We start from the raw sequence: 22,615 nt of genomic DNA on the forward strand, positions 1-22,615 counted from the left end.
AGTCTCCTTTTAAAGTGTGCCGATAGTACCTGGGTTGAACACCGCGTCTACCGGAGCAATGCCGTTGATCAGCGGTGCGCCGAATTCGGCCTGGCTGATTTCGAACACGTCCCCCGGCTGGGTGCGGATGCCGTCGGCGAACGACAGCGTCGCGGTGCCGAAGAAGTGAACGTGCACGTCCCCGGGGCGCAGGAACTGACTGTACTTGAAATGGTGGAACTCGAGGTTCTCGAGGCTGTGGCACATGTTCGCCTCGCCGCTGAGGAATTCGTTCTGCCACAGCACTTCGCCGTTGCGCAGGATACGACTGGTCCCGGACAGATGTTGAGGCAGTTCGCCCACGCGAAGTTCCGGGCCGAAGCTGCAACTGCGCAGTTTCGAATGGGCCAGGTACAGATAATTCTTGCGTTCCATGACGTGATCGGAGAATTCGTTGCCTACCGCAAAGCCCAGCCGATATGGCTTGCCGTCATGACCGATGACATACAGACCGCTGATTTCCGGCTCCTCGCCAGCGTCTTCGGCAAAGGGCGGCAGCGGGAACGGATGGCCGGGACGGACGACGATGCTGCCGTCGCCCTTGTAGAACCATTCCGGCTGAACGCCAGCCTGCCCGGCGGCGGGTTTGCCGCCCTCCACGCCCCATTTGAAGATGCGCATGGTGTCGGTCATGGCGCTCTCGTCGCCAGCCTGTTGGTGCATCTTGTCCCGGGCCGAGGCGCTGCCCAGGTGAGTCAGGCCGGTACCGCTGACCAGCAGGTGAGCCGGGTCCGGATGGTCCAGCGGCGGCAGGATGCGCAACTCGCTCAGCAGTTGCGCATAGTCATGGCTCGCTCCCAGGCCCAGGCCGTCGACCTGTTGCTCAAGCTTGAAGCCCGCCTCGATGGCGGTCAGCGCCAGGTCGCGCACCGTCGTGGCGCCCTGCACTTCGCGCACCTGCTCGCCGTCAACTACACCGACGCGGCGTTCGCCGTTACTCAATTCGAACTGAACTAAACGCATGGGTTTCTCCCTGTAAACAAATTTTGACCTCTATGCAGTCCCCTGTGGGAGCGAGCCTGCTCGCGAAAACGGTCTGACAGTCGACATTATTGGTGGATGGAAAACCGCTTTCGCGAGCAGGCTCGCTCCCACAGCTTGATCAGCGTCAGCCCTCAGATTCAGCTACGCGTCGCCCCGCGGGCGCTTGCCGCGAACTGGTCAGCCGGCAACACGTGCTTGCGTTCGAGCAAGCGATAGACCACGCCGGTCAACACCAGGCCGAACACCATCACGCACGACAGGAAGTACAGCCCGGACGCCAGGTTACCGGTGTATTCCTTCAAGGCGCCGATCACGAACGGGCCGATGTAGCCGCCCAGGTTGCCTACCGAGTTGATCAAGGCAATGCCCGCCGCCGCGCTGGCACCGGCGAAGAATCGTCCCGGCAAGGTCCAGAACACCGCCGTGCAGGAAAACAGTGCAAACGCCACCAGGCACAACGCCGCCAGTTGCAGCACCGGCACGGTCAACCAGGCGCTGAGGAACAGACCGATGGCGCCCAATACATACAACACGGCCAGGTGACCGTAACGGTCGTTCAGGCGGTCGGAGCTGCGAGGAATGATCAGCAGGCCAATGATGCCGAAGATATACGGCACGGAAGAGACAAAGCCGGTCACCAGGTCACTGCCGCCGAACTGCTTGATCAGCGTCGGCAGCCACAGCCCCAGGCCGTAGATGCTCAGGGTCACCGGCAGGTAGAACAGCGCCAGCAGCAGGACGCGCTTGTCCTTGAGCGCATGCAGCGGGTTGCCATGACGGGTCTGGCCGTATTCCTCCAGGTCCTTTTTCAGCTCACCGGTCAACCAGTCCTTCTCGGACTGGTCCATCCATTTGACCTGTTGCGGGCCGTCCGGCAGATAACGCAGCACCGGCCAGGTCAACAGCACCGCCGGCAGGCCGATGACGATGAACAACCACTGCCAGCCGTGCAGGCCGAGGATGCCGTCCATGCCCAGCAAGCCACCGGAAACTGGGCCGGTGATCATCATCGCAATGGGTTGGGAAAGAATGAACAGCCCGAGGATCTTGCCGCGATGGCGCACCGGGAACCACTGGGTGATGTAATACAGCACGCCCGGAAAGAACCCGGCTTCGGCCGCGCCCAGCAGAAAGCGCATCACGTAGAAACTATAGGGCCCCTGCACAAAAGCCATGCCGATGGTGATTGCGCCCCAGGTGATCATGATCCGGGCAAACCAGCGCCGCGCACCGAAGCGCTCCAGCATCAGGTTGCTGGGAATCTCCAGGAGGAAATAACCGATGAAGAACAGGCCCGCGCCGAGGCCGTAGGCGGCGTCGCCGATGCCGATGTCCGCGCCCATGTGCAGCTTGGCGAAGCCCACGGCGGAGCGATCCACGTACGCGATCAGGTAAAGCAGGATCAGGAAGGGAATCAGTTTGAGTGTGATGCGACGTATAAGCCGCAATTCCTGGCTCATGGGACCGGTCTCCGATTGTTGTTGTTATAGAACCTCGGGGGATTTCTCTCGCGAATGACCGCCAGGACAACCCCTCCGTTAAATCGGACTATATAGTAATACTATTTACCCAACAACACTTCCAAACGGCGTAAATTGCGCTTATGTTACGCTTCAGCTCGAACAATATAGTCATACAATAAGAGAATCGATCATGTCTGATAAGAAACCCTCCCTGCGCTCGGCCCAATGGTTTGGCACCGCCGACAAAAACGGCTTCATGTACCGCAGCTGGATGAAAAATCAGGGCATCGCCGACCACCAGTTCCATGGCAAGCCGATCATCGGTATCTGCAACACTTGGTCGGAGCTGACACCGTGCAACGCGCATTTCCGGCAGATCGCCGAGCACGTCAAGCGCGGCGTGATCGAGGCCGGGGGCTTTCCGGTGGAATTCCCGGTGTTCTCCAACGGCGAATCGAACCTGCGCCCCACCGCTATGCTGACCCGCAACCTGGCGAGCATGGACGTGGAAGAGGCGATTCGCGGCAACCCGATTGATGGCGTGGTATTGCTCACCGGTTGCGACAAGACCACTCCGGCCCTGCTGATGGGCGCCGCCAGTTGCGACGTGCCGGCCATCGTCGTCACCGGCGGGCCGATGCTCAACGGCAAGCACAAGGGCCAGGACATCGGCTCGGGCACCGTGGTCTGGCAACTGAGCGAACAGGTCAAGGCCGGCACCATCACCATCGACGACTTCCTCGCGGCCGAGGGCGGCATGTCCCGCTCGGCTGGCACCTGCAACACCATGGGCACGGCGTCGACCATGGCCTGCATGGCCGAAGCCCTCGGCACCTCCCTGCCCCACAACGCGGCGATTCCGGCCGTGGACGCACGCCGTTATGTGCTGGCCCACATGTCGGGCATGCGTGCCGTGGAAATGGTCCGTGAAGACCTGAAGCTGTCGAAGATCCTGACCAAGGAAGCCTTCGAAAACGCCATCCGCGTCAACGCTGCCATCGGCGGTTCGACCAACGCGGTGATTCACCTCAAGGCCATCGCCGGACGCATCGGCGTGCAGCTGGACCTGGACGACTGGACCCGCATCGGTCGCGGCATGCCGACCATCGTCGACCTGCAACCGTCCGGACGCTTCCTGATGGAGGAGTTCTACTACGCCGGCGGCCTGCCCGCCGTGCTCCGTCGCCTCGGCGAAGCCAACCTGATCCCCCACCCGAACGCACTGACGGTGAACGGCAAGAGCCTCGGCGAAAACACCAAGGACGCGCCGATCTACGGCCAGGACGAAGTCATTCGCACCCTGGACAACCCGATCCGCGCCGACGGCGGCATCTGCGTACTGCGCGGCAACCTGGCGCCATTGGGCGCAGTGCTCAAGCCGTCCGCGGCCACCGCCGAACTGATGCAGCATCGCGGTCGCGCGGTGGTGTTCGAGAACTTCGACGAGTACAAGGCGCGGATCAACGATCCGGAGCTCGACGTGGATGCCGACTCGATCCTGGTCATGAAGAACTGCGGGCCGAAGGGTTATCCGGGCATGGCCGAAGTCGGCAACATGGGCTTGCCAGCCAAACTGCTGGCCCAGGGCGTGACGGACATGGTGCGTATTTCCGACGCGCGCATGAGCGGCACCGCCTACGGCACCGTGGTGCTGCATGTGGCACCGGAAGCGGCGGCCGGTGGGCCTTTGGCCGCGGTGAAAGAAGGTGACTGGATCGAACTCGATTGCGCCAGCGGCCGCCTGCACCTGGACATCCCCGACGCCGAACTCGCCGCGCGCCTGGCCGACCTGGCGCCACCGCAGCAATTGCTGGTCGGTGGCTACCGCCAGCTGTACATCGACCATGTGCTGCAAGCCGACCAGGGTTGCGACTTCGACTTCCTGGTGGGCTGCCGCGGCGCCGAGGTGCCGCGTCACTCCCATTGACCCTGTCTCATGTGGGAGCGAGCCTGCTCGCGAAAGCGTTGGACCAGCGGCATTCATGCCGCCTGACCCACCGCCTTCGCGAGCAGGCTCGCTCCCACAAGAAGCCTGCACTGACCTTAAGAAATCGCACTAGCGACCCGCCCTCGCCGCGCCTGCTATCATGCGCAGCACCCCTCGCACACAGGATCGCGCCGCTCCCCATGGATTACCGCAAACCCTCCGACCGCAAGAGCATGCACGCGCGCATCGTCCAGGAACTGGGCATGCAGATCGTCTCTGGCCGCTTCAAGCCCGACGACAAACTGCCCGCCGAAGCCTTGCTGTGCGAAGAATATGCCGTCAGCCGCCCGGTGCTGCGCGAAGCCACGCGCGTGTTGGTCGCCAAGGGCCTGGTGTATTCGCGGCCGCGAGTGGGCACGGTGGTCAAGCCGCGTCGGGAATGGCACATGCTCGACCCCGATGTGCTGCACTGGCTGATGCAGAGCAGCCCGCAGAACGAGTTCTTCGGACTGCTCACAAGCGTGCGCAGCATCATCGAGCCGGCCGCCGCCGCCCTCGCCGCGCAATTCGCCACCGACGCCGACATCGCCGCCATCAGCGAAGCCTACCAGCGCATGGAAGCCGCCCCGACCCCGGAAGCCCTCCTGCAACCGGACCTGGACTTTCACAGCCGCATCGCCGACGCCACCCACAACGACCTGCTCGCCAACCTGTGCAACATGCTGTCGGTGGCCATCGCGGAAGCCCTCAAGCACTCCAACCAACGGCCCAACCTGCACGAGCTGGCGATGCCACGGCACAAGGCGATCCTCACCGCCATCGAGAACCGCGATGCCCTCGGCGCCCGCCATGCCACGCTGGTGCAACTGGACGATGCTCGCAGCGCGCTGAATGTGGTGCTGGGTACCGACCCTTCCTGAAGCACAGCCCAAATAAAAAAGCCGCAACCTCAGGTTGCGGCTTTTTTATTTCTGCCAGGCTTCAGTGAGCAAACAACGAATTACCCTTCTGCCCCGCCAGCTTCTCCGGCTTGATCAGGAATCGCGCCAGCGCGGGCAGCAGCCACAGCGCACCGAACATGTTCCACAACAACATGAACGTCAGCATCAGGCCCATGTCCGCCTGGAACTTGATCGCCGAGAAAATCCAGGTGCAGACGCCGATGGCCAGGCACAAGCCGGTAAACAGCACCGCCTTGCCAGTGGATTTCAGCGTCTGGTAATACGCCTCCTGCAACGGCAACCCGGCCCGCAGGAAACTTTCCAGACGGCTGTAGATGTAGATGCCGTAGTCCACGCCGATCCCTACGCCGAGGGCTACCACCGGCAATGTCGCGACTTTCACGCCGATGCCCATGAACGCCATCAGAGCGTTGCCCAGCACCGAGGTCAGCACCAGTGGCAGCACGATGCACAGCGTCGCTGCCCAGGAACGGAAGGTAATCATGCACATCGTCGCCACGCAGATATACACGAGGATCAGGATGGTCAGTTCCGACTCCTTGATCACCTCGTTGGTGGCCGCCTCGATCCCGGCGTTCCCGGCGGCGAGGATGAACTCCAGGCCATCGCGGTTGTGCTCCTTGGCAAAATCCTGCACCGCCGTCACGGCGCGGTCGAGCGTCTCGGCCTTGTGGTCGTTGAGGAACACCAGCACCGGCGCCAGGGAACAGCTGTTGTTGTACAGGCCGTCGGCCCGGGCAATGGAGCTGTTCAGTACATCAGGGTTGCGCGACAGGGTTTCCCATTTCAGGTTGCCCTCGTTCATGCCCTTGATCATCTGCTTGGACACAGTCACCAGGGAAATAGCCGACTGCACGCCCTCGGTGTTCTGCATCTTCCACATCAGCTCGTCGATGGGCGCCATGGCTTCGTAGCGCGAACAGCCTTCGGCCTTGGTCTTGACCATCACCACCAGCACATCGGAGCTGGTGGAATAGTTGCTGATGATGAAGTTGTTGTCCTGGTTGTAGCGCGAGTCCGGACGCAGTTCCGGGGCGCCCTGGTCAAGGTCGCCGATCTTCAGGTTCTGGCTGTACCAGAGGCCGCCGCCAAACGCGAGCACGGCCAGAGCAATCGATACCGGCGCGACCTTGGCGCTGGCAAAGTTCGACAGCAGGCGCCAGAACGGATGTTCGCGGGTCGCGTCTTTCTTGCTGCGCTCGACCGCGCGCTTGCTGATACCGACGTAGGAAATCGCCACCGGCAGCAGGATCAGGTTGGTGAACACAATCACCGCCACGCCGATGGACGCGCCGATGGCCAGTTCGCGAATCACGCCGATGTCGATGATCAGCAAGGTGATGAAGCCGACGGCATCGGCCAGGATCGCGATCATCCCTGGCAGGAATAATTGGCGGAAGGTCCGCCGCGCCGCCGTCAAGGCGTTGTCCGCCTCGCTGGACTGCAAGGCGATGCCGTTGATTTTCTGTACGCCGTGGGAAATGCCGATGGCGAAGATCAGGAAAGGCACCAGCATCGAATACGGATCCAGGCCGAAACCGGCCGCGTGCATCAACCCCAGCTGCCAGACCACCGCCACCAGGGTGGTGCTCAATACCGCAACGGTGCTGCGCATGCAGTTGGTGAACCAGTACAGCAGGATCAGGGTGATGACGAAGGCCACGCCGAAGAACAGCACCACCATGACCAGGCCGTCGATCAGGTCGCCGACCTTCTTGGCGAAGCCGACGATGTGAATCTGCACATTCGGGTTCTGCGCTTCGAACTTGTTGCGGATCTTGTCTTCAAGCTCGTGGGAAAACTTCCGATAATCGAGGGCGAGCAATTTGCCTTGGTCTTGTGGGTCGGGATAGGACTCCAGCAGCGGGATGTCGATGATGCTTGATTTGAAATCGTTCGCCACCAGGCGCCCGACCTGGCCGGACTTGAGCACGTTGTTGCGCAGCAGGTCGAGGCTGTCGGCCGAACCGTTGTAACTTTGCGGGATCACCTCGCCACCGGCGAAGCCCTCCTCCGTCACTTCGGTCCAGCGCACGCTTGGGCTCCACAGCGACTTCAGGCCGGAGCGGTCGACGCCGGAGATGTAGAAGACCTCGTCGTGGATCTGGCGCAGGGTCTCCATGTACTCCTTGGAGAAAATATCGCCGTTGGTAGCTTCCACGGAAATCCGTACCGTGTTGCCCAGGTTCGCCAGGTCATTGCGGTGTTCGAGCATCTTCTCGATGAACGGATGCTCGAGGGGAATCATTTTTTCGAAACTGGTGGACGGCCGAATCAGCGTGGCCTGCCAGAACAGGAAAATGCTGACCAGCAGGCAAATGATGATCACTGCCGGGCGGTTGTTGAAAATCAGGCGCTCGAGGAACGTCGCCTTGTCTTGGTGATGACTGCTCATGGGGTCCGCCTTCTTGTTATTGTGCCCGTCTGACAGGCCCGGCTCATTTGCTCAGTTCGGCGCCAGTGGGCGTGGTAGCGCGAACGCCGCCCTGTCCCGCCAGGATCAGGTTGCCGTTGCCCGCCGCCGTGACGGCCGCCACGGAAATGCGGTCCGGACGGTTGAACACGCTGAAGGTCACGCCATCGTCGGTGCTGCGAATCACGCTGCCGCCGTTGCCGACGATCACGATCGAGCCATCCGGCAACAGCGTCGCGCCCGACAAGCCGAATTCCAGCGCGCCACGGGCCGCCTTCAGCTCGACCTGCTCCCAGCTGTCGCCGAAATCCGTGGAGCGATAGAGATTGCCGCGAAGGCCGTAGGCCAACAGGGTCGAAGGTTGGGCGGTGCCGATGGCGCCAAACAGCGAACCTTCGTACGGACCTTCGAGTTTTTCCCAGGTCTGCCCCCAGTCGGCGGAGCGGAACATGCTGCCGGCCTCGCCGACGATGAACAGCCCGGCGTCCTTTACCGCGGCGATAGCGTTGAGGTGATATTGGTCTTCATTCTCGAGGCGGTCGCTGGCCTGCTCCCAGTGCTTGCCGCCATCGGTGGTCGCGTACAGCGCACCGTAGGCGCCCACCGCCAGGCCACTGCTGGCGTCCTTGAACCAGACGTCGAGCAGCGGTGCTTCACGGGTGAGGTCTTCGAACTGCTTGGTCCAGGTGGTGCCGCCGTCCTCGCTGGCGAGGATCTGCGCGTCGTGCCCCACGGCCCAACCGTGCTTGTCGTCGACGAAGAAGACTGCGGTAAGCAGTTGGCGGGTCGGCACCTTGGCCTGGGTCCAGGATTTGCCCTGGTCATCGGAAAAGACGATATGCCCACGGTCACCGACCGCGACCAGGCGCTGGCCGGCATGGACCACATCGAGCATGAGGGTTTTGCTGGCCTTGGCCGATTCGACGGAATAGATGACATCGGCCGTCGACGCCGCAACCGCCAGCACCGGCGCCGACAAAACGGCAGAGCCCAGCAGCGAGAGCGCCGAGACCAGCAGCGCAAATCTGCGCAGCACTGGCGGGCGGCAGCGGCCCACAGCCATGACAGGCTCATTCATAGACCTTTCCCCCATTTATTATTGTTATGGCTTGGTACGTTGCAGTCCTGAAGCATAGTCCTGAAACCTGCAATCTAGAGCCACTTCGCAAGCTGGACCTATCCTATCGGGCTTTCGAAAGGTCTGACAATCGGCGCCACGTTATCTTTTGTTAACCGTGGGGGGTTGGTGACAAGGGTGAATGGCGGGGTATTCGGCGGGGTGATGGCGCGAGTTTCAAGTGGATAATAATTGAGCCCCTTCGCGAGCAGGCTCGCTCCCACAAGGAATCCACGTCGATCACAGAATATGTGTCCACAGAGGATCCATTGTGGGAGCGAGCCTGCTCGCGAAAGGGGCACCGCGGTCCGCCAGGCAGACCGCGGCATCAAGGTCAAGCCAGGCTCTTGCTCACCACTTCAAACACATCGGCCGACAGCCCACCGGACGCCAGGATGCGCTCCAGCTCGCCCTTCATCAGGGCCTGGCGTGCGCTGTCGTATTTGCGCCAGCGGGTCAGTGGCGCCAGTTGCCGCGAGGCGATTTGCGGGTTCAAGGCGTTGAGCTGGATCACCAGGTCCGCCAGGAAGCGATAACCGGAACCGTCGGCGGCGTGGAAGTTGATCAGGTTCTGCCCGGCGAACGCGCCGACCAGTGCCCGCACCTTGTTCGGGTTCTTGATGTTGAACGCCGGGTGCTCCATCAACGCCTTGACCCGCGCCAGCCCGCCCGGCAACGGGCTACCGGCCTGGACGCTGAACCATTGGTCCATGACCAGCGGGTTGCCCTTGAAGTTCTCCGCGAACACTTCCAGGGCCTTGGCCTTTTCGGTCTCGAACGGCGAGTTGACCAGCACCGCCAGCGCCGTGAGGCGCTCGGTCATATTGTCCGCGGTGTCGAACTGTTCAAGCGTGGCGCTCAGCACTTCAGGTTTGTCGGTCAGCATCAGGTAGGACAGCGCGATGTTCTGCAACGCACGCCGCGCGAAGTGCTCGGCCTGGGCCACGTACGGCGTGCGCCGGGACAGGTCGCGGTTGGCCTCGTAGCGCAGCCACAGGGCTTCGAACAGGTTTTCGGCCAACTGCCGGCGAGCGAATTCGCGGGCGGCGTGGATCGCCTCGACGTCCGCCACTTCGCTGATTTCGGTCAGGTAGGCTTCGCTTGGCAGCGAGAGCATTTCCGCGACCATCGCCTGATCCAGGGATTCATCCGACAGCACGCTGCGCAAGGCGCTGACCAGCCGAGGGTCAAGCACCAGGCTTTCGCCTTTCTGGTGCTGGCCGATCAGTTCCTGCAAGACCTGCACCGACAATTGCTGGCCGGCATCCCAACGGTTGAAGCCGTCCCTGTCGTGTTGCATGAGGAACATCAGTTGATCACGGTCGTACGGGAAGCTCAGCTTCACCGGCGCCGAGAAGCCGCGCAGCAACGAAGGCAGGGGCTTTTCAGCGATATCGACGAAGGTGAAGGCCTGCTCGGCCTCGGTCACCGAGATCACCCGGGTCGTGCCGCTCGCCGCCGCTTCGCCGCTCAGGCGCAGTGGAATTTCGGCGCCATTGCTGTCCAGCAGGCCCAACTCGACCGGAATCACGAAGGGCAGTTTCTCGGCCTTGTCCGGCGTCGGCGGGCAGCTTTGGCGGAACGTCAGGCTGTAAGTCTTCGCCGCGGCGTCGTAGGACTCGCTCACCGCCAGCCGTGGCGTACCGGCCTGGCTGTACCAGCGTTTGAACTGGCTCAGGTCGACGCCATTGGCATCCTCCATGGCCTTGATGAAATCGTCGCAGGTCACGGCCTGGCCATCGTGGCGCTCGAAGTACAGGTCGCTGCCCTTGCGGAAGCCTTCGGCGCCCAACAGGGTATGGATCATGCCGACCACTTCCGAGCCCTTTTCGTACACGGTCAGGGTGTAGAAGTTGGAAATCTCGATGAAGCTGTCCGGGCGCACCGGGTGAGCCATCGGGCCGGCGTCTTCAGCGAACTGGTGGGTACGCAGGTACGCCACGTCCTGGATGCGCTTGACCGTGGCCGAGTTCATGTCCGCCGAGAACCCGGCGTCGCGGAACACCGTGAAGCCTTCCTTGAGCGACAGCTGGAACCAGTCGCGGCAGGTCACGCGGTTGCCCGACCAGTTATGGAAGTATTCGTGGGCGACGATCGCCTCGACCCGCTGGTGCGCGGCGTCGGTGGCGGTTTCGGCGCGGGCCAGTACGGCGCTGGAGTTGAAGATGTTGAGGCCCTTGTTCTCCATCGCGCCCATGTTGAAATCGTTGACCGCGACAATCATGAAGATGTCCAGGTCGTATTCGCGCCCGTACACCTCTTCGTCCCAGCGCATCGACTTCTTCAGGCTGGTCATGGCGTGCTGGCATTTGTCGATGTTTTCCGGCTCGACGTAGATGCGCAGCGCCACGGTGCGCTCGGTCATGGTGGTGAAGGTGTCTTCGACGCACCACAGGTCACCGGCCACCAGGGCGAACAGGTAGGCCGGCTTCTTGAACGGGTCTTCCCAGGTCGCCCAGTGCCGGCCGTCTTCCCCAGGGCCGCTGGCAATCGGGTTGCCGTTGGAGAGCAGCACCGGGTAGCTGTGCTGTTCGGCGACCACGGTGGTGGTGAACTTGCTCATCACGTCGGGGCGGTCGAGGTAATAGGTGATCTTGCGAAAGCCTTCGGCCTCGCACTGGGTGCAGAACATGCTGCCGGATTTGTACAGGCCTTCCAGGGCCGTGTTGGTTTCCGGATGGATGCGCACGGTGGTATCGACGGTGAACGCCTGGGCCTTGGGCTGCAAGGTCAGGTGGCTGTCATCCAGTTGATAGTCGCCCTGCCCCAGGTCGGCGTCGTCGAGCTTGATCGAGAGCAATTCCAACTGCTGGCCATCGAGCACCAGCGGCGGTAATCCGGCGCCGCGCTCGGGGTTGCGGCGCAGCACCAGTTGCGCATGGACCAGGCTGTGGTCCTCGAACAACTCGAAGGTCAGGTGCGTCTCGTCGATCAGGTATTCGGGAGCCTGATAGTCCTTCAGGTAGATCATCTTCGGTTGTTCGGTGCGCATGGGTCGAATCCTTCTACTGATGCACGGCGAGCTGGTAGGCCGTGTATTTACGAATATTGATCACGCCGGTGTCGAAAATCAGGTATTGGCCCTTGATTCCCAGCAGCGTGCCCTCGGCGATCGGGTCCTTGTCCAGGTTGAAGCTGACGATCTTCGCCGGGTACTGCTGCACCGGGTAACGGATCTCGACGGGTTCGACGTCCGCTATGGTCTGGATCGCCTGCAAGCCGAATCGTTCCTGCAAACCCTGCAGGCCCTGGGCGCAGCTTTCAAACAGTGAATCACGGATCTGCCGCAAGTCCACCGCCGCAGCGTCACCCTTGAGCAAGGCGCGCCAGTTGGTCTTGTCCGCCACCTGGCTGCGGAACAGGTCCTCGACGAAACCCGACTGCTGCCGGGTGGCGACCCGCAGGATCGGCAGCGCCTGGCTCGCGCCCTGGTCGAGCCAGCGGGTCGGCAGTTGCGTGGCGCGGGTGATGCCGACTTTCACGCCCGATGAGTTGGCCAGGTAGACCACATGATCGGTCATGCAGAACTGCTCGCCCCAGGCCGGGTCGCGACAGGTACCCGCCTCGAAATGGCAACGCTCGGGGCTCATGATGCAGAGGTCGCATTGCGCCAGTCTGGTCATGCAGGGGTAGCAATAACCCTGGCTGAAACTGGTCTTGGTCCGCCGTCCGCAATGGGTACAGTGGATCGCACCGAGGTATTCCAGGCGGATCCTGCTGCCGATCAACGGATTGACCGGCACCTCGACATCGCCCAGGCGAAAGGCGTATTGAACGGTCGGCCCGTCAAGGCGTGCCGACATCTTGCTGATTGCACCGCGGCCAATCTCGATCAATGGATGGCGTCCGACTTGAACAGGATATTCGGCACGACGGTGGCTTTCGACTGGCATTCCTGCGGGCCCATATAGCCGGTGCGCTCTTCTTCGGGCAGGTTCTGGATTTCCCAGGCGATCATCGCTTGCAGCGACAACTCGCGCTGCTCGGCGGTGAGCTTGTTGCCGTCGGCCCATTTACCGATTTCCACGGCCAGTTTCAGGCTGCGGTAGATGTCGGGGGTGATGTTGTCGATCATTTCGTTGAAGGAAGACATGGGTTCTCCGCGCAATTGCGCATTCTCAAAAGGCACAGGCGCCGGTCAAAGGGCCATTTTACGGCGAGCGAACAGCCCGCCCAACAAGCCCGTGGAGCAACCGACGAGCAACCCGCCGACGTGGGCCGCGTTGGCGATCTCGCCGAAACCGATCAGCGAAACCAGCCCGGACAGGCACAACAGCAACCACACCAGCATCATCACCAGCACCCCACGGGGCAAGTGATAGGCCGGGTTCGGCGCGAGCAACTGGTAGATCCAGCAATGGCCCAGCAGGCCGTACAGCACTCCGGACAGCCCGCCGAACAGGGTCGCGCCGCTGAACAGGTACTGGGCGAAATTGGACACGAGGCTGAACAGCAGCGTCAGCCCGAGCAGGTTGATCCCGCCCTGGCGCGCTTCGATCCGGCGTCCCAGTTCCCAGTACCACATGCCATTCATGGCGATGTGCAGGAAGCCGAAATGAACCAGCATCGGCGTCACCAGCCGCCACCACTGCCCCGCCGCGAGGCTGTCGGCCAACGGCGTGAACTGGATGTAGTCGCCGACGACGCGAAACTCGAGGAAGGTCAACCAGCGCAGGGTTTGAAGATTTTCCCCCAGCAGGGTCACGGCACTGACGATCAGGCTCAGCAGCAATATCAGGGCCGTCACCGGACTGCGGGCCAGTTGCTGGACGAACCCTGCCCGCCGGGACGTGCTGCCGGTGTCAGGCAGTTCCAGCTGTTGCTCGGGATCGCCGGCGGGAAAACGCTCGTACAACGAACGCACGTTTTCGCTGATTTCATCCGGCACCCAGAGCACCTGCTCGCCCGCCTCTTCGCTGACGCGATGAGGCACCTGCATGCGCTGCAGCAGCTTGACGAAACCGCTCAGGTCCACTGCCAGGGGCAGGCGCAGGACGGCGACGACGCTCATCGCCCCATCTCCGGCCGCTCGACATCGACCCAGACGAACTTGTGCGGGTCCAGACGGGTTTCCTGGTCGAGCCGATAGGCGACCAGCTTGCCGTAGAGCACCGCGCTGTAGTCCAGGCAGGCCAGGTTCGGGCGGATCGGCGCCGGTTTGCCGCTGCGCCAATAGTGGCCGACGAACAACATCGGCTCATCGACGCCATACCGCAGCAGGTTGTTTTTTTCGTCCGGTGACAACGGTGTGCGGGCCACCGGCTCCGGCAATGCGTCGGGCTGGAAGACGATGTCGCCGTAGGTCTGCGGGTTGTCTTCCCAGAATTTGGTGCGGAAGAACGCGCGGGTCAGGCCGTCGCCGCCCGTCAGGGTCATGCCATGAGGCAGGCGCATGTCGGTGCCGCGCAACAGGCGATCGAACACTGTGCAGGCAAAACTGCCCGATTCGGCCGAAGCCTGGAGAAAATGCTCGTCGATGCAGCCTTCCGGGAACAAGCCGCGCAATGGCTCGATCAGGCCCGCGTCCCAGCAGGCGTGGACGACCCGGAAGCGCCCGGCGTCGACAAACAGCGGCAGCTCGTAGAACCACTTGAGGAAATCACTCCATTCACCCGGGTGCTGCTCGAACTGGGTCAGGGTTTCGTTGAGCAAGCGGGCATGGCGCGGCGTGTGTTCGCGTACGTAGCGCTGGCCGCTGCCCGGCAATGCCGGGGTGCTCCAGCCCAAGGCATTGAACTCGTGGTTGCCCATGATGCACAGCGCCTGGCCGGCCACGACCATGTCGTGGACGATGTGCAGCGCCTCGCGAATCCGCGGGCCCCGGTCGATGATGTCGCCGAGGAACACCGCCATGCGCGAAGGATGTCGCCAGACCCCGGCCTGCTTGCGGTAACCGAGTCGGTCGAGCAGGTGTTCCAGGGTCAACGCGCATCCGTGCACATCGCCGATCAGATCGTAACTGCGCGCGGGATCGAGCATCAGTCGCCTCCACCCCCCAAACGACTGCCCCAGCCGAGCTTGGTCCGGCAGACTTCGTAGTAGTTGTGATCCAGCGGATGGATCAGGCGCAGCTTTTGCGCCTTCTTGCTGACGGTGATGGTGTCACCCGGCGCGCAGGTGAAATGGTTCTGGCCGTCACAGGACACTTGCGGGTAGATCTGCATATCCTTGGACACGACGATTTTCAGCTCACTGTTGCCATCGACCACGATGGGTCGCCCAGACAAGGTATGGGGGTACATGGGCACAATCACAATAGCGTCGAGCTTGGGATGCATGATCGGGCCACCGGCCGACAGCGCGTAGGCGGTAGAACCGGTCGGGGTAGCGACGATCAGGCCGTCGGCCTTCTGGCTGCAGACGAACTGGCCGTCGATGTACAGCTCGAATTCGATCATGCGCGTGGATTTGCCAGGGTGCAGCACCACATCGTTGAGCGCATCGCCCTGGCCGATGGCCTCGGCGTGACGGCGCACCTCGGCTTGCAGCAGGAAGCGGTTTTCCACCAGGTAATGGCCGTCCAGCACCTCGGCGACCTTGATCTCCAGCTCGTCAGGCCGGATATCGGTGAGGAAGCCCAGGCTGCCACGGTTGATCCCCAGCACTGGAATGTTGTGCCGGGCCAGGGCCCGGGCGGCGCCCAGCAGGCTGCCGTCGCCACCGACCACGATGACCATGTCGCAGACTTCGCCGAGCATCTTGCGCGACGACGTCTGCAGGCCGTGGCCCGGCAGCACTTCGGCGATGGTATCTTCGAGGATCACGTGCAGGTGCCGCTCCAGGAGGAAGCGCTTGAGACGGCGAACGGTGTCCAACACCTGGGAACTGCCCAGGCGACCGATGATGCCGATATTGCGAAATTGCTCCATGAGGCTCCTGCGAGGTCTGCGACGGGCGAAAAACCCGATTATGGGCGAAACCGCGCCGTAGACAAAATCCTTTAAGCCTTCAGCGCAACGGCTATGCTCGCAACATGATCCTGTTTCCCGAATTGCTCGACCTGCCCCGCCGCCTGCGCCATCCCGAAGTACGGGACCTGGCGTGGGTGATCGTCGCCCCGCCGATGCTCATCGACACGCCCTGGCCCCAGCGCCATCCGCTGGCGGGCAGCGGCTGGGTGCAGCAGCCCCATCGCCTGGAACACTGGTTGCGCGAACTGGACCGCGACAGCTATCCGTTGTTGCAGTGCCTGTCCCAGGGGCGCACGCGGCGCCTGGGGCTGTATTACGAAAGGCTCTGGCAATTTGCCGTGCAGCATGCGCCGGGCATCGAACTGATCGCGGCGAACCTGCCGATCCGGCGCGACGGCCATACGCTGGGCGAATTGGACCTGCTGCTACGCGATAATGAAGGCGTGCATCACCTGGAGCTGGCGATCAAGTTGTACCTGGGCCCGCAACAAGGCAACGGGCGAGATACCGCGCAATGGCTTGGGCCCGGCTGCCATGACCGACTCGACCGCAAGCTGACGCATCTGCATGAGCACCAACTGCCGATCTCGGCACGCCCGGAAAGTCGCAAGGCCTTGGCAGCGCTGGGCATCGAGTCGTTTCGCTCGCACCTTTGGCTCGGCGGCTATCTGCTCTATCCCTGGCCGGGCGAGGCCGAACCGCCGAGCGGTGCGCACCCCCGGCATTTGCGCGGCCGCTGGTTGCACCAGCGGGACTGGCCCGGATTCGTCACCCAGCGCCCGCCAGGGCGCTGGCAGCCCCTGCCCCGCGCGGCCTGGCTGGCCCCGGCCCATTACCCGGTTGACCAGGCCTGGACTGCCGGACAACTGGAGGCCTGGCGAACCGCCCTTGATCCCATGGCACCGGCGCAACTGATGGTGCGCCTGACCGAAAATGCCGAGGGCGAATGGGAGGAAGCCGAGCGGGCGTTCCTGGTGGCGGATCTTTGGCCGGATGTGCCGGGTAATGGTTGAGGTTTGGGGGGCTGTCAGGGGCCCTTCGCGAGCAGGCTCGCTCCCACATCTGGAATGCATGCCCTTGGAGGAATCAATTCCCCTGTGGGAGCGAGCCTGCTCGCGAAGGCGTCGCCACGGCCTAGAGTGACAACCGCACAGCCAGCGCCGCCAACGTCACCAGCAGCACCGGCACCGTCAGCACAATCCCGACCTTGAAGTAATAACCCCAGCCGATGCGGATATCCTTGCGCGCCAGCACATGCAGCCAAAGCAAGGTTGCCAGGCTGCCGATCGGAGTGATTTTCGGCCCCAGGTCACTGCCGATGACGTTGGCGTAGATCATCGCCTCCTTGACCACGCCAGTGGCCTGGCTGGCATCGATGGACAAAGCGCCGATCAGCACCGTCGGCAGATTGTTCATCACCGATGAAAGCAGCGCGGTCAACAGCCCGGTCCCCATGGCCGCGCCCCACACCCCGTAACCGGCGAAGCCATCGAGCCAGGCGGCGAGGTAGCCGGTGAGGCCGGCGTTGCGCAGGCCATAGACCACCAGGTACATGCCGAGGGAAAAGATCACGATCTGCCAGGGCGCTTCTTTCATCGCCTTGCGCGTGGAGATCTTGTGTCCTCGAGCCGCCACCGCCAACAGCAGTGCAGCGCAGACCGCCGAAATCGCGCTGATGGGAATGCCCAGCGGCTCCAGGGCAAAGCAGCCCAGCAAAAGGATCGCCAACACCACCCAACCGGCATAAAAAGTTGCCGTATCGTGGATGGCGCTTGCCGGGTCTTCCAGCTGCTGCGGGTCATAGTCGCGCGGGATATCGCGACGAAACATCCACAGCAGTATCGCCAGGCTGGCCGCAACGCTGACCAGGTTCACCGGCACCATGACCGACGCGTAGCGGTTGAAGCCGATGCCGAAGAAATCCGCGGAAACGATGTTCACCAGGTTCGATACCACCAGAGGCAGGCTGGCGGTATCGGCGATGAAACCGGCACCCATCACGAACGCCAGGGTCGCCGCCGGCGAGAACCGCAGGGCCAGCAACATGGAAATCACGATAGGCGTCAGGATCAGCGCCGCTCCGTCGTTGGCGAACAATGCCGAGACCAGCGCCCCGAGCAACACCATGAACGCAAACAGCTTGCGGCCGCTGCCTCGCCCCCAACGGGCCACATGCAACGCGGCCCAGGCAAAGAACCCGGCCTCGTCCAGCAACAGGCTGATGATGATCAACGCGACGAACGTACCGGTGGCATTCCAGATGATCTGCCACACCAGGGCAATGTCCCCGACCTGTACCACGCCGCTCAGCAAGGCCAACAGCGCACCAAGGGTGGCACTCCAGCCGACGCCCAACCCCTTGGGCTGCCAGATCACCAGCGTTATGGTCAGCAGGAAAATCAATGACGCGATGAGCATGCGTTACAGCCTTGAAAGGAAAAGAAAAAACCAGCAGCAGGACGCCACTGCGCCAGCGAACGGCGAAGATAGGGAGTTTCGGATATTCGGTAAAGCAGGAATTGAACGGCTTATGCGGTCATGGATGCACTTGTGGCGAGGGAGCAAGCTCCCTGGCCACGGGTTTCACGGTGATATCAAACCTTCTTATGCTGCTCCACCCACTTGCCATAGGCATCGATGAACTTCTGCAAAAACGGCCGCACCGATTCCGACAGGTTGCCCGCCTCGTCGAACGCCGTTCCCGCACCGCTCAGGTAGGCTTCAGGTTGTTGCATGCAAGGCACGTCGAGAAAAACCAGGGATTGGCGCAAATGGTGGTTGGCGCCAAAACCGCCGATGGCACCGGGTGAGGCGCTGATCACTGCGCCCGGCTTGCCGCTCAGGCAACTCTGACCGTAGGGGCGCGAGCCGACATCAATGGCGTTCTTCAGCGGGGCCGGCACCGAGCGGTTGTATTCCGGTGTCACGAACAACAACGCATCCGCCGCGCCGACCTTCTGGCGAAACGCGGTATAGGCCGCCGGCGGCGAGACGTCGATGTCTTCGTTATAGAGCGGCAGCTCGCCGATTTCGACGATCTCCAGTTTCAGGTTGGACGGCGCCAGGTCCGCCAGGGCCAACGCGACCTTTCGGTTGATCGACGCCTTGCGCAGGCTGCCCACTAAAACCGCCACTGTGTAGACATTACTCATGAGAGGCTTCTCGACTATCGGCTCAAAGGGAGCCTGTAGTTATAGATGATCGGCACCACAATTGGACCAGTGGATCACCCAAAACCTGCCAACCGGACTATTTTTTTACTGTAGGAAAACTTACCGCACTTGACCAAGGTCTACAGAACCGCAAATCGAGTGATCTATTTTCAGAGGTTCCAAGCAATGGCAGCAGTACTTGTCGGACAATTTCACGCACGGGACGCCGAAGGTCGCGTCTATTCGGTGCATGAATTCCAAGAATCAGACCCGTCACAAGACGGCATTGGCAAGGATGTCATCACTTATAAGCTGGCCATTGGAGATCGGGTCAACAAAGTCGACGAGGACACGTTCCTGCTGGTGCAATCCGGCATCCACCTGACCCGCGAGCCTGAAACGCCACGGCAGCCTCAGGCGCCAGTCGAAACGCAGATCGCTCTATAACTGTTTGCATGAGCAGAAGTCGCACCCGTAATTGGGTTAGGATTCAGCCACTCAATGGCTTACCTGCCTAATACGGACCTCTTGCATGCGTTTACGCCACATCGAAGTGATCCAGGCGCTGCTGCAGACTGGCCACCTGGGTACCGCGGCCGAATGGCTGCAATTGCCGGTGGCCGAAGTCGAGTCTATCCTGCGCGATGCGGAGGCCCAGCTCGGTTTCATGCTGTTCGCCAGCGTGCGCGGACGCTTGCAGGCGACGCGGGAAACCCTGGAATTACGCGAAGGCATCACGCGGCTGTACGACACCCTCGAACCGATACAGCGAATGGCCGCCAGCCTGAAGCATTATCAGGCGCCGCCCCTGCGCATCATCTGCACCCCACCACTGGCCCAACAGCTGTTACCCCTGAGCATTGCCGCCCTGCGTCGGCGCCATCCGGATGCGCCGTGCACCCTGCTCAGCCAGCCGACCCGGGAAATCGTCAAGAGCCTGCTGCTGCGTGAAAGCGATTTGGGCCTGAGCCTGCACGATCCCGAACACCCCGACATCGATTGCCAGATGATCGCCCAAGGCAAACTGCAGCTGCTGGCGCCCCATGGCTGGCTGCAACCACGACAGAAATACGTGTCGGTTCAGGATCTTGCGGGCCAGTCGCTGGTCGGGCTGGAGGGGCATGATCCGCTGAGCCCGGCGTTCGACCATAAGCTTGGCGCACTGCGCCCGGCGCCGGTGGTGCAGATACGCGTGCAGACTCATCAGATGATGCGGGCAATGGTCGAGGCCGGCGAAGGCCTGGCGATTGTCGACCCGTTTACCGCCTCGGGGGCCAGGGGCGGCGACCTGGACATCTGTCCGGTATCGCCGGCCGTGCCCATCTGCCTCTATGCATTGAGCCTGAACGGTGCCACGCCTTCACCGGCGATCCAGTCGTTGCTGGAACGGATCACGGAACAAGCCGAGGCGTTGCTGAACCACTGACCGTCATGCCCAGCGGATCGTCGAACAACCGGTACCAGAACAGCGCCACCTCGGCGGTGTGCCGGTCAATGCCGCGATAACGCAGGTGATCGATGCCGCCGAGCACATAGCCGCAGCGCTCGTAAAGCCGACAGGCGCCCAGGTTGTTGTTCTGGGTTTCCAGCATGATGCCCGGCAGTTTTTTCTTGCGGCTCCAGAACTGGGCCACGTCGAGCAAGGCCTTGGCCACCCCATGCCGGCGAGCCGGTGCATGCACCGCCAGCTCGTCGATATGGGCATACCCGTTCCAATTGGTGCTGACGACCAGATGGCCGACCGGTTGATCGTCCAGGTAGGCCATGAAGATTTCGCTGTCCGGGGCATCGCGAAAACTGCTGAACTCTTCAGGGTCGATGCCGTAGCACTTGCGGTAGGGAACGATCGGCGTCACCGGCCACTGGCTCACCGGCCGGCCGATCTGCGCCGTGCCATAGACGCTGACTTCGAAACTGAAATCGCTGCCCCAGATATAAGCGGCGAAGCCGTCATCGGCGACGCGCACCGACAGGCCGGGGTGCTTGGGATTCATGACCGGTTGCATACTGGGGAAGGTCCTCATTCCTTGAGACAACCAACGGCGCGAAGCCATCCATTGCCCTTGCTTGTCGAATCTTCACACGTCACGCGGATAACCATGGCCTGCCTTTACTTTAAATTGGAAAGTATTGGCGATTGCGCCGAAAACTGCATGAGGAAAGCTCTTGTGGGAGCGAGCCTGCTCGCGAAGGCGTAGGCACATTCGACAGTTGCCAATTGACCCAGCGCTTTCGCGAGCAGGCTCGCTCCCACAGATATCTCATCAACTCGCGGCAGCCTGCGCCTCGACCAATTGCGTCCACAATGCCGGGGCACCGGCGGACTTGGCGATGGCTTCCAGACGCGCGGCATGTTCGGCCAGGTCGCTTTCGCTGGCGCGGATGATCCGGGCCGGCTTGCGGTCTGCCGGCAAACGCCGGATCTCGCTCGCCTGGTTACCCGAACCTTCGCCGGTGCCATTGCCGTCAGACGCATTGCCGGCCAGGGACAGACTGGTCTGACCGCCAGTCATGGTCAGGTAGACGTCGGCGAGGATCTCGGAGTCGAGCAAGGCGCCGTGCAGCTCACGACCGGAGTTGTCGACCCCGTAGCGCTTGCACAAGGCATCAAGGCTGTTGCGCTGGCCCGGATGCCGCTCCCGCGCCATCATCAAGGTATCGAGGATAGTGCAATGCCGGGTGATGTCGGCCCGGTCGTGCTGGCCCATCAGGGCGAATTCATTGTTGATGAACCCGACGTCGAACGCCGCGTTATGGATGATCAACTGCGCGCCCTGGATGAATTCGAAGAACTCATCGGCTACCTCAGCGAAACGCGGCTTGCCTACCAGGAATTCGTTGGTGATGCCGTGCACGCCAATGGCACCCTCGTCGCTTTCGCGGTCCGGTTGCAGGTAAACGTGGAAATGACGACCGGTCAGGCGTCGACCGATCAGCTCGACACAGCCGATTTCGATAATCCGGTGACCGTCGGTCACGGGCATGCCGGTGGTTTCGGTATCCAGTACTACAGATCTGTTGGCCATCAGTGTTCAGCTCTCAAACGGGCAGTCTTGCAAAAGCGCGAATGTTAGCACGCTATTCGGTGGGATAAGCCCGGGACCGCTTTTTGGATCAAGCCTGCTTATACCCCCGTACCTCATCGACCCCACGATTGGCCAACTGGTCGGCCCGCTCGTTGCCGTGGTGGCCGATGTGCCCGCGCACCCATTTCCAGGTGACGTTGTGGCGGTTGACCTGCTCGTCCAGCAGCTTCCAGAGATCAGCGTTCTTGACCGGTTCCTTCGCCGCCGTTTTCCAGCCGCGCTTCTTCCAGTTGGCCATCCACTCGTTGATGCCTTTCATTACATATTGCGAGTCGGTCACCAGCAGCACATCGCATGGCCGCTTGAGTTCTTCCAGGCCGCGAATGGCGCCCATCAGCTCCATGCGATTGTTGGTGGTATTGGCTTCGCCGCCCCAGAGCTCCTTTTCCACGCCCTTGCACACCAGCAACGCACCCCAGCCACCCGGGCCCGGATTGCCCTTGCAGGCGCCATCAGTGAAAAGTTCTACGCTATCGCTCATGCCAATCTATCCAGAAAAAATGCAAAGGCCCACCGGCCGGGACCGCTCGACGCCCGAAACCGAATGCCGGCCAGAACCAT

Annotated in this window: 20 protein-coding genes; 5 read left to right on the top strand and 15 right to left on the bottom strand. The window is 62.2% G+C overall.

All coding sequences use genetic code 11. From position 1 onward, the window contains the following. Positions 1-9 precede the first annotated feature (9 nt). Positions 10-1,002 (bottom strand): AraD1 family protein, encoded by a 993-nt coding sequence (araD1, locus tag J3P97_RS16090; protein WP_434672248.1) that lies wholly within the window; start codon positions 1,000-1,002, stop codon positions 10-12. A gap of 158 nt (positions 1,003-1,160) precedes the next feature. Beyond that, positions 1,161-2,483, bottom strand: coding sequence for an MFS transporter (locus J3P97_RS16095; RefSeq protein ID WP_434573625.1), 1,323 nt, complete (start codon positions 2,481-2,483; stop codon positions 1,161-1,163). 193 nt (positions 2,484-2,676) lie between these two features. Here J3P97_RS16095 and J3P97_RS16100 point away from each other — a divergent pair, with 193 nt between their 5' ends. Next, positions 2,677-4,413, top strand: a complete 1,737-nt coding sequence (locus J3P97_RS16100) for an IlvD/Edd family dehydratase (protein WP_181290491.1) — start codon at positions 2,677-2,679, stop codon at positions 4,411-4,413. A 200-nt stretch (positions 4,414-4,613) separates the two neighbouring features. Further along, positions 4,614-5,333 (top strand): FadR/GntR family transcriptional regulator, encoded by a 720-nt coding sequence (locus J3P97_RS16105; RefSeq protein ID WP_305500458.1) that lies wholly within the window; start codon positions 4,614-4,616, stop codon positions 5,331-5,333. A 61-nt stretch (positions 5,334-5,394) separates the two neighbouring features. Here J3P97_RS16105 and J3P97_RS16110 read toward each other — a convergent pair whose 3' ends face one another. The 8 genes from J3P97_RS16110 to J3P97_RS16145 all read right to left on the bottom strand — a co-directional run bounded on the left by J3P97_RS16110 (position 5,395) and on the right by J3P97_RS16145 (position 15,774). Next, the gene (locus J3P97_RS16110) at positions 5,395-7,770 is read right to left on the bottom strand and encodes an efflux RND transporter permease subunit (protein ID WP_434573619.1); all 2,376 of its coding nucleotides are present in this window, start codon (positions 7,768-7,770) and stop codon (positions 5,395-5,397) included. Positions 7,771-7,813: 43 nt separating this feature from the next. Next, positions 7,814-8,866, bottom strand: coding sequence for a WD40/YVTN/BNR-like repeat-containing protein (locus J3P97_RS16115; RefSeq protein ID WP_434672249.1), 1,053 nt, complete (start codon positions 8,864-8,866; stop codon positions 7,814-7,816). A gap of 373 nt (positions 8,867-9,239) precedes the next feature. Next, positions 9,240-11,897 carry an aminopeptidase N gene (gene pepN / locus J3P97_RS16120; protein WP_434672250.1) on the bottom strand — a complete coding sequence of 886 codons (2,658 nt, stop codon included), beginning with the start codon at positions 11,895-11,897 and terminating at the stop codon, positions 9,240-9,242. 13 nt (positions 11,898-11,910) lie between these two features. After that, positions 11,911-12,741: a DUF2797 domain-containing protein gene (locus J3P97_RS16125; protein WP_434672251.1), complete on the bottom strand. Its 831-nt coding sequence runs from the start codon at positions 12,739-12,741 to the stop codon at positions 11,911-11,913. After that, on the bottom strand, positions 12,738-12,998 hold the full coding sequence (locus J3P97_RS16130; protein WP_434573613.1) for a YeaC family protein: 261 nt from the start codon (positions 12,996-12,998) through the stop codon (positions 12,738-12,740). Before J3P97_RS16130 ends, J3P97_RS16125 begins: the two co-directional genes overlap by 4 nt. Before the next feature lie 45 nt (positions 12,999-13,043). Further along, positions 13,044-13,916 (bottom strand): rhomboid family intramembrane serine protease, encoded by an 873-nt coding sequence (locus tag J3P97_RS16135; protein ID WP_434672252.1) that lies wholly within the window; start codon positions 13,914-13,916, stop codon positions 13,044-13,046. Continuing rightward, positions 13,913-14,887: a metallophosphoesterase gene (locus J3P97_RS16140; protein WP_434674566.1), complete on the bottom strand. Its 975-nt coding sequence runs from the start codon at positions 14,885-14,887 to the stop codon at positions 13,913-13,915. Before J3P97_RS16140 ends, J3P97_RS16135 begins: the two co-directional genes overlap by 4 nt. Next, entirely contained in the window at positions 14,884-15,774 is an 891-nt protein-coding gene (locus J3P97_RS16145; RefSeq protein ID WP_003180647.1) for an NAD(+) kinase, read from the bottom strand. Before J3P97_RS16145 ends, J3P97_RS16140 begins: the two co-directional genes overlap by 4 nt. A gap of 104 nt (positions 15,775-15,878) precedes the next feature. On the opposite strand from J3P97_RS16145, the gene J3P97_RS16150 reads away from it, so the two are divergent. Continuing rightward, positions 15,879-16,829: a DUF1853 family protein gene (locus J3P97_RS16150; RefSeq protein WP_434672253.1), complete on the top strand. Its 951-nt coding sequence runs from the start codon at positions 15,879-15,881 to the stop codon at positions 16,827-16,829. A gap of 121 nt (positions 16,830-16,950) precedes the next feature. Here J3P97_RS16150 and J3P97_RS16155 read toward each other — a convergent pair whose 3' ends face one another. Further along, positions 16,951-18,234, bottom strand: a complete 1,284-nt coding sequence (locus tag J3P97_RS16155; protein ID WP_434672254.1) for an arsenic transporter — start codon at positions 18,232-18,234, stop codon at positions 16,951-16,953. Between the two features lie 176 nt (positions 18,235-18,410). Next, a complete protein-coding gene (locus J3P97_RS16160) occupies positions 18,411-18,968 on the bottom strand; it encodes an NADPH-dependent FMN reductase (protein WP_305500446.1) in 558 nt (185 codons plus the stop codon). A 186-nt stretch (positions 18,969-19,154) separates the two neighbouring features. On the opposite strand from J3P97_RS16160, the gene J3P97_RS16165 reads away from it, so the two are divergent. Both J3P97_RS16165 and J3P97_RS16170 read left to right on the top strand, forming a co-directional pair. Continuing rightward, positions 19,155-19,415: a hypothetical protein gene (locus J3P97_RS16165; protein ID WP_305500444.1), complete on the top strand. Its 261-nt coding sequence runs from the start codon at positions 19,155-19,157 to the stop codon at positions 19,413-19,415. A gap of 85 nt (positions 19,416-19,500) precedes the next feature. Further along, positions 19,501-20,394: a LysR substrate-binding domain-containing protein gene (locus J3P97_RS16170; protein ID WP_434601096.1), complete on the top strand. Its 894-nt coding sequence runs from the start codon at positions 19,501-19,503 to the stop codon at positions 20,392-20,394. Here the strand turns inward: J3P97_RS16170 and J3P97_RS16175 are convergent. From J3P97_RS16175 to rnhA, 3 genes are all read right to left on the bottom strand, one after another. After that, complete coding sequence (locus tag J3P97_RS16175) at positions 20,360-20,974, bottom strand: GNAT family N-acetyltransferase (RefSeq protein WP_305500442.1); 615 nt, start codon at positions 20,972-20,974, stop codon at positions 20,360-20,362. The genes J3P97_RS16170 and J3P97_RS16175 overlap by 35 nt on opposite strands. 258 nt (positions 20,975-21,232) lie before the next feature. Further along, entirely contained in the window at positions 21,233-21,994 is a 762-nt protein-coding gene (gene dnaQ / locus J3P97_RS16180; RefSeq protein WP_434601099.1) for a DNA polymerase III subunit epsilon, read from the bottom strand. A gap of 88 nt (positions 21,995-22,082) precedes the next feature. Continuing rightward, the gene (rnhA, locus tag J3P97_RS16185; protein ID WP_030142629.1) at positions 22,083-22,535 is read right to left on the bottom strand and encodes a ribonuclease HI; all 453 of its coding nucleotides are present in this window, start codon (positions 22,533-22,535) and stop codon (positions 22,083-22,085) included. Positions 22,536-22,615 lie beyond the last annotated feature (80 nt).

The organism is Pseudomonas sp. R1-15 (assembly GCF_051132085.1).
Lineage (GTDB): Bacteria > Pseudomonadota > Gammaproteobacteria > Pseudomonadales > Pseudomonadaceae > Aquipseudomonas.

Coding starts and splice junctions, on each gene's coding strand:
- J3P97_RS16145 (WP_003180647.1), bottom strand. CDS start 15,774: ATGGAGCAATTTCGCAATATCGGCATCATCGGTCGCCTGGGCAGTTCC.
- J3P97_RS16115 (WP_434672249.1), bottom strand. CDS start 8,866: ATGAATGAGCCTGTCATGGCTGTGGGCCGCTGCCGCCCGCCAGTGCTG.
- J3P97_RS16095 (WP_434573625.1), bottom strand. CDS start 2,483: ATGAGCCAGGAATTGCGGCTTATACGTCGCATCACACTCAAACTGATT.
- pepN (WP_434672250.1), bottom strand. CDS start 11,897: ATGCGCACCGAACAACCGAAGATGATCTACCTGAAGGACTATCAGGCT.
- J3P97_RS16160 (WP_305500446.1), bottom strand. CDS start 18,968: ATGAGTAATGTCTACACAGTGGCGGTTTTAGTGGGCAGCCTGCGCAAG.
- J3P97_RS16110 (WP_434573619.1), bottom strand. CDS start 7,770: ATGAGCAGTCATCACCAAGACAAGGCGACGTTCCTCGAGCGCCTGATT.
- rnhA (WP_030142629.1), bottom strand. CDS start 22,535: ATGAGCGATAGCGTAGAACTTTTCACTGATGGCGCCTGCAAGGGCAAT.
- J3P97_RS16130 (WP_434573613.1), bottom strand. CDS start 12,998: ATGTCTTCCTTCAACGAAATGATCGACAACATCACCCCCGACATCTAC.
- J3P97_RS16135 (WP_434672252.1), bottom strand. CDS start 13,916: ATGAGCGTCGTCGCCGTCCTGCGCCTGCCCCTGGCAGTGGACCTGAGC.
- J3P97_RS16165 (WP_305500444.1), top strand. CDS start 19,155: ATGGCAGCAGTACTTGTCGGACAATTTCACGCACGGGACGCCGAAGGT.
- J3P97_RS16175 (WP_305500442.1), bottom strand. CDS start 20,974: ATGCAACCGGTCATGAATCCCAAGCACCCCGGCCTGTCGGTGCGCGTC.
- dnaQ (WP_434601099.1), bottom strand. CDS start 21,994: ATGGCCAACAGATCTGTAGTACTGGATACCGAAACCACCGGCATGCCC.
- J3P97_RS16100 (WP_181290491.1), top strand. CDS start 2,677: ATGTCTGATAAGAAACCCTCCCTGCGCTCGGCCCAATGGTTTGGCACC.
- J3P97_RS16155 (WP_434672254.1), bottom strand. CDS start 18,234: ATGCTCATCGCGTCATTGATTTTCCTGCTGACCATAACGCTGGTGATC.
- J3P97_RS16105 (WP_305500458.1), top strand. CDS start 4,614: ATGGATTACCGCAAACCCTCCGACCGCAAGAGCATGCACGCGCGCATC.
- J3P97_RS16150 (WP_434672253.1), top strand. CDS start 15,879: ATGATCCTGTTTCCCGAATTGCTCGACCTGCCCCGCCGCCTGCGCCAT.
- araD1 (WP_434672248.1), bottom strand. CDS start 1,002: ATGCGTTTAGTTCAGTTCGAATTGAGTAACGGCGAACGCCGCGTCGGT.
- J3P97_RS16170 (WP_434601096.1), top strand. CDS start 19,501: ATGCGTTTACGCCACATCGAAGTGATCCAGGCGCTGCTGCAGACTGGC.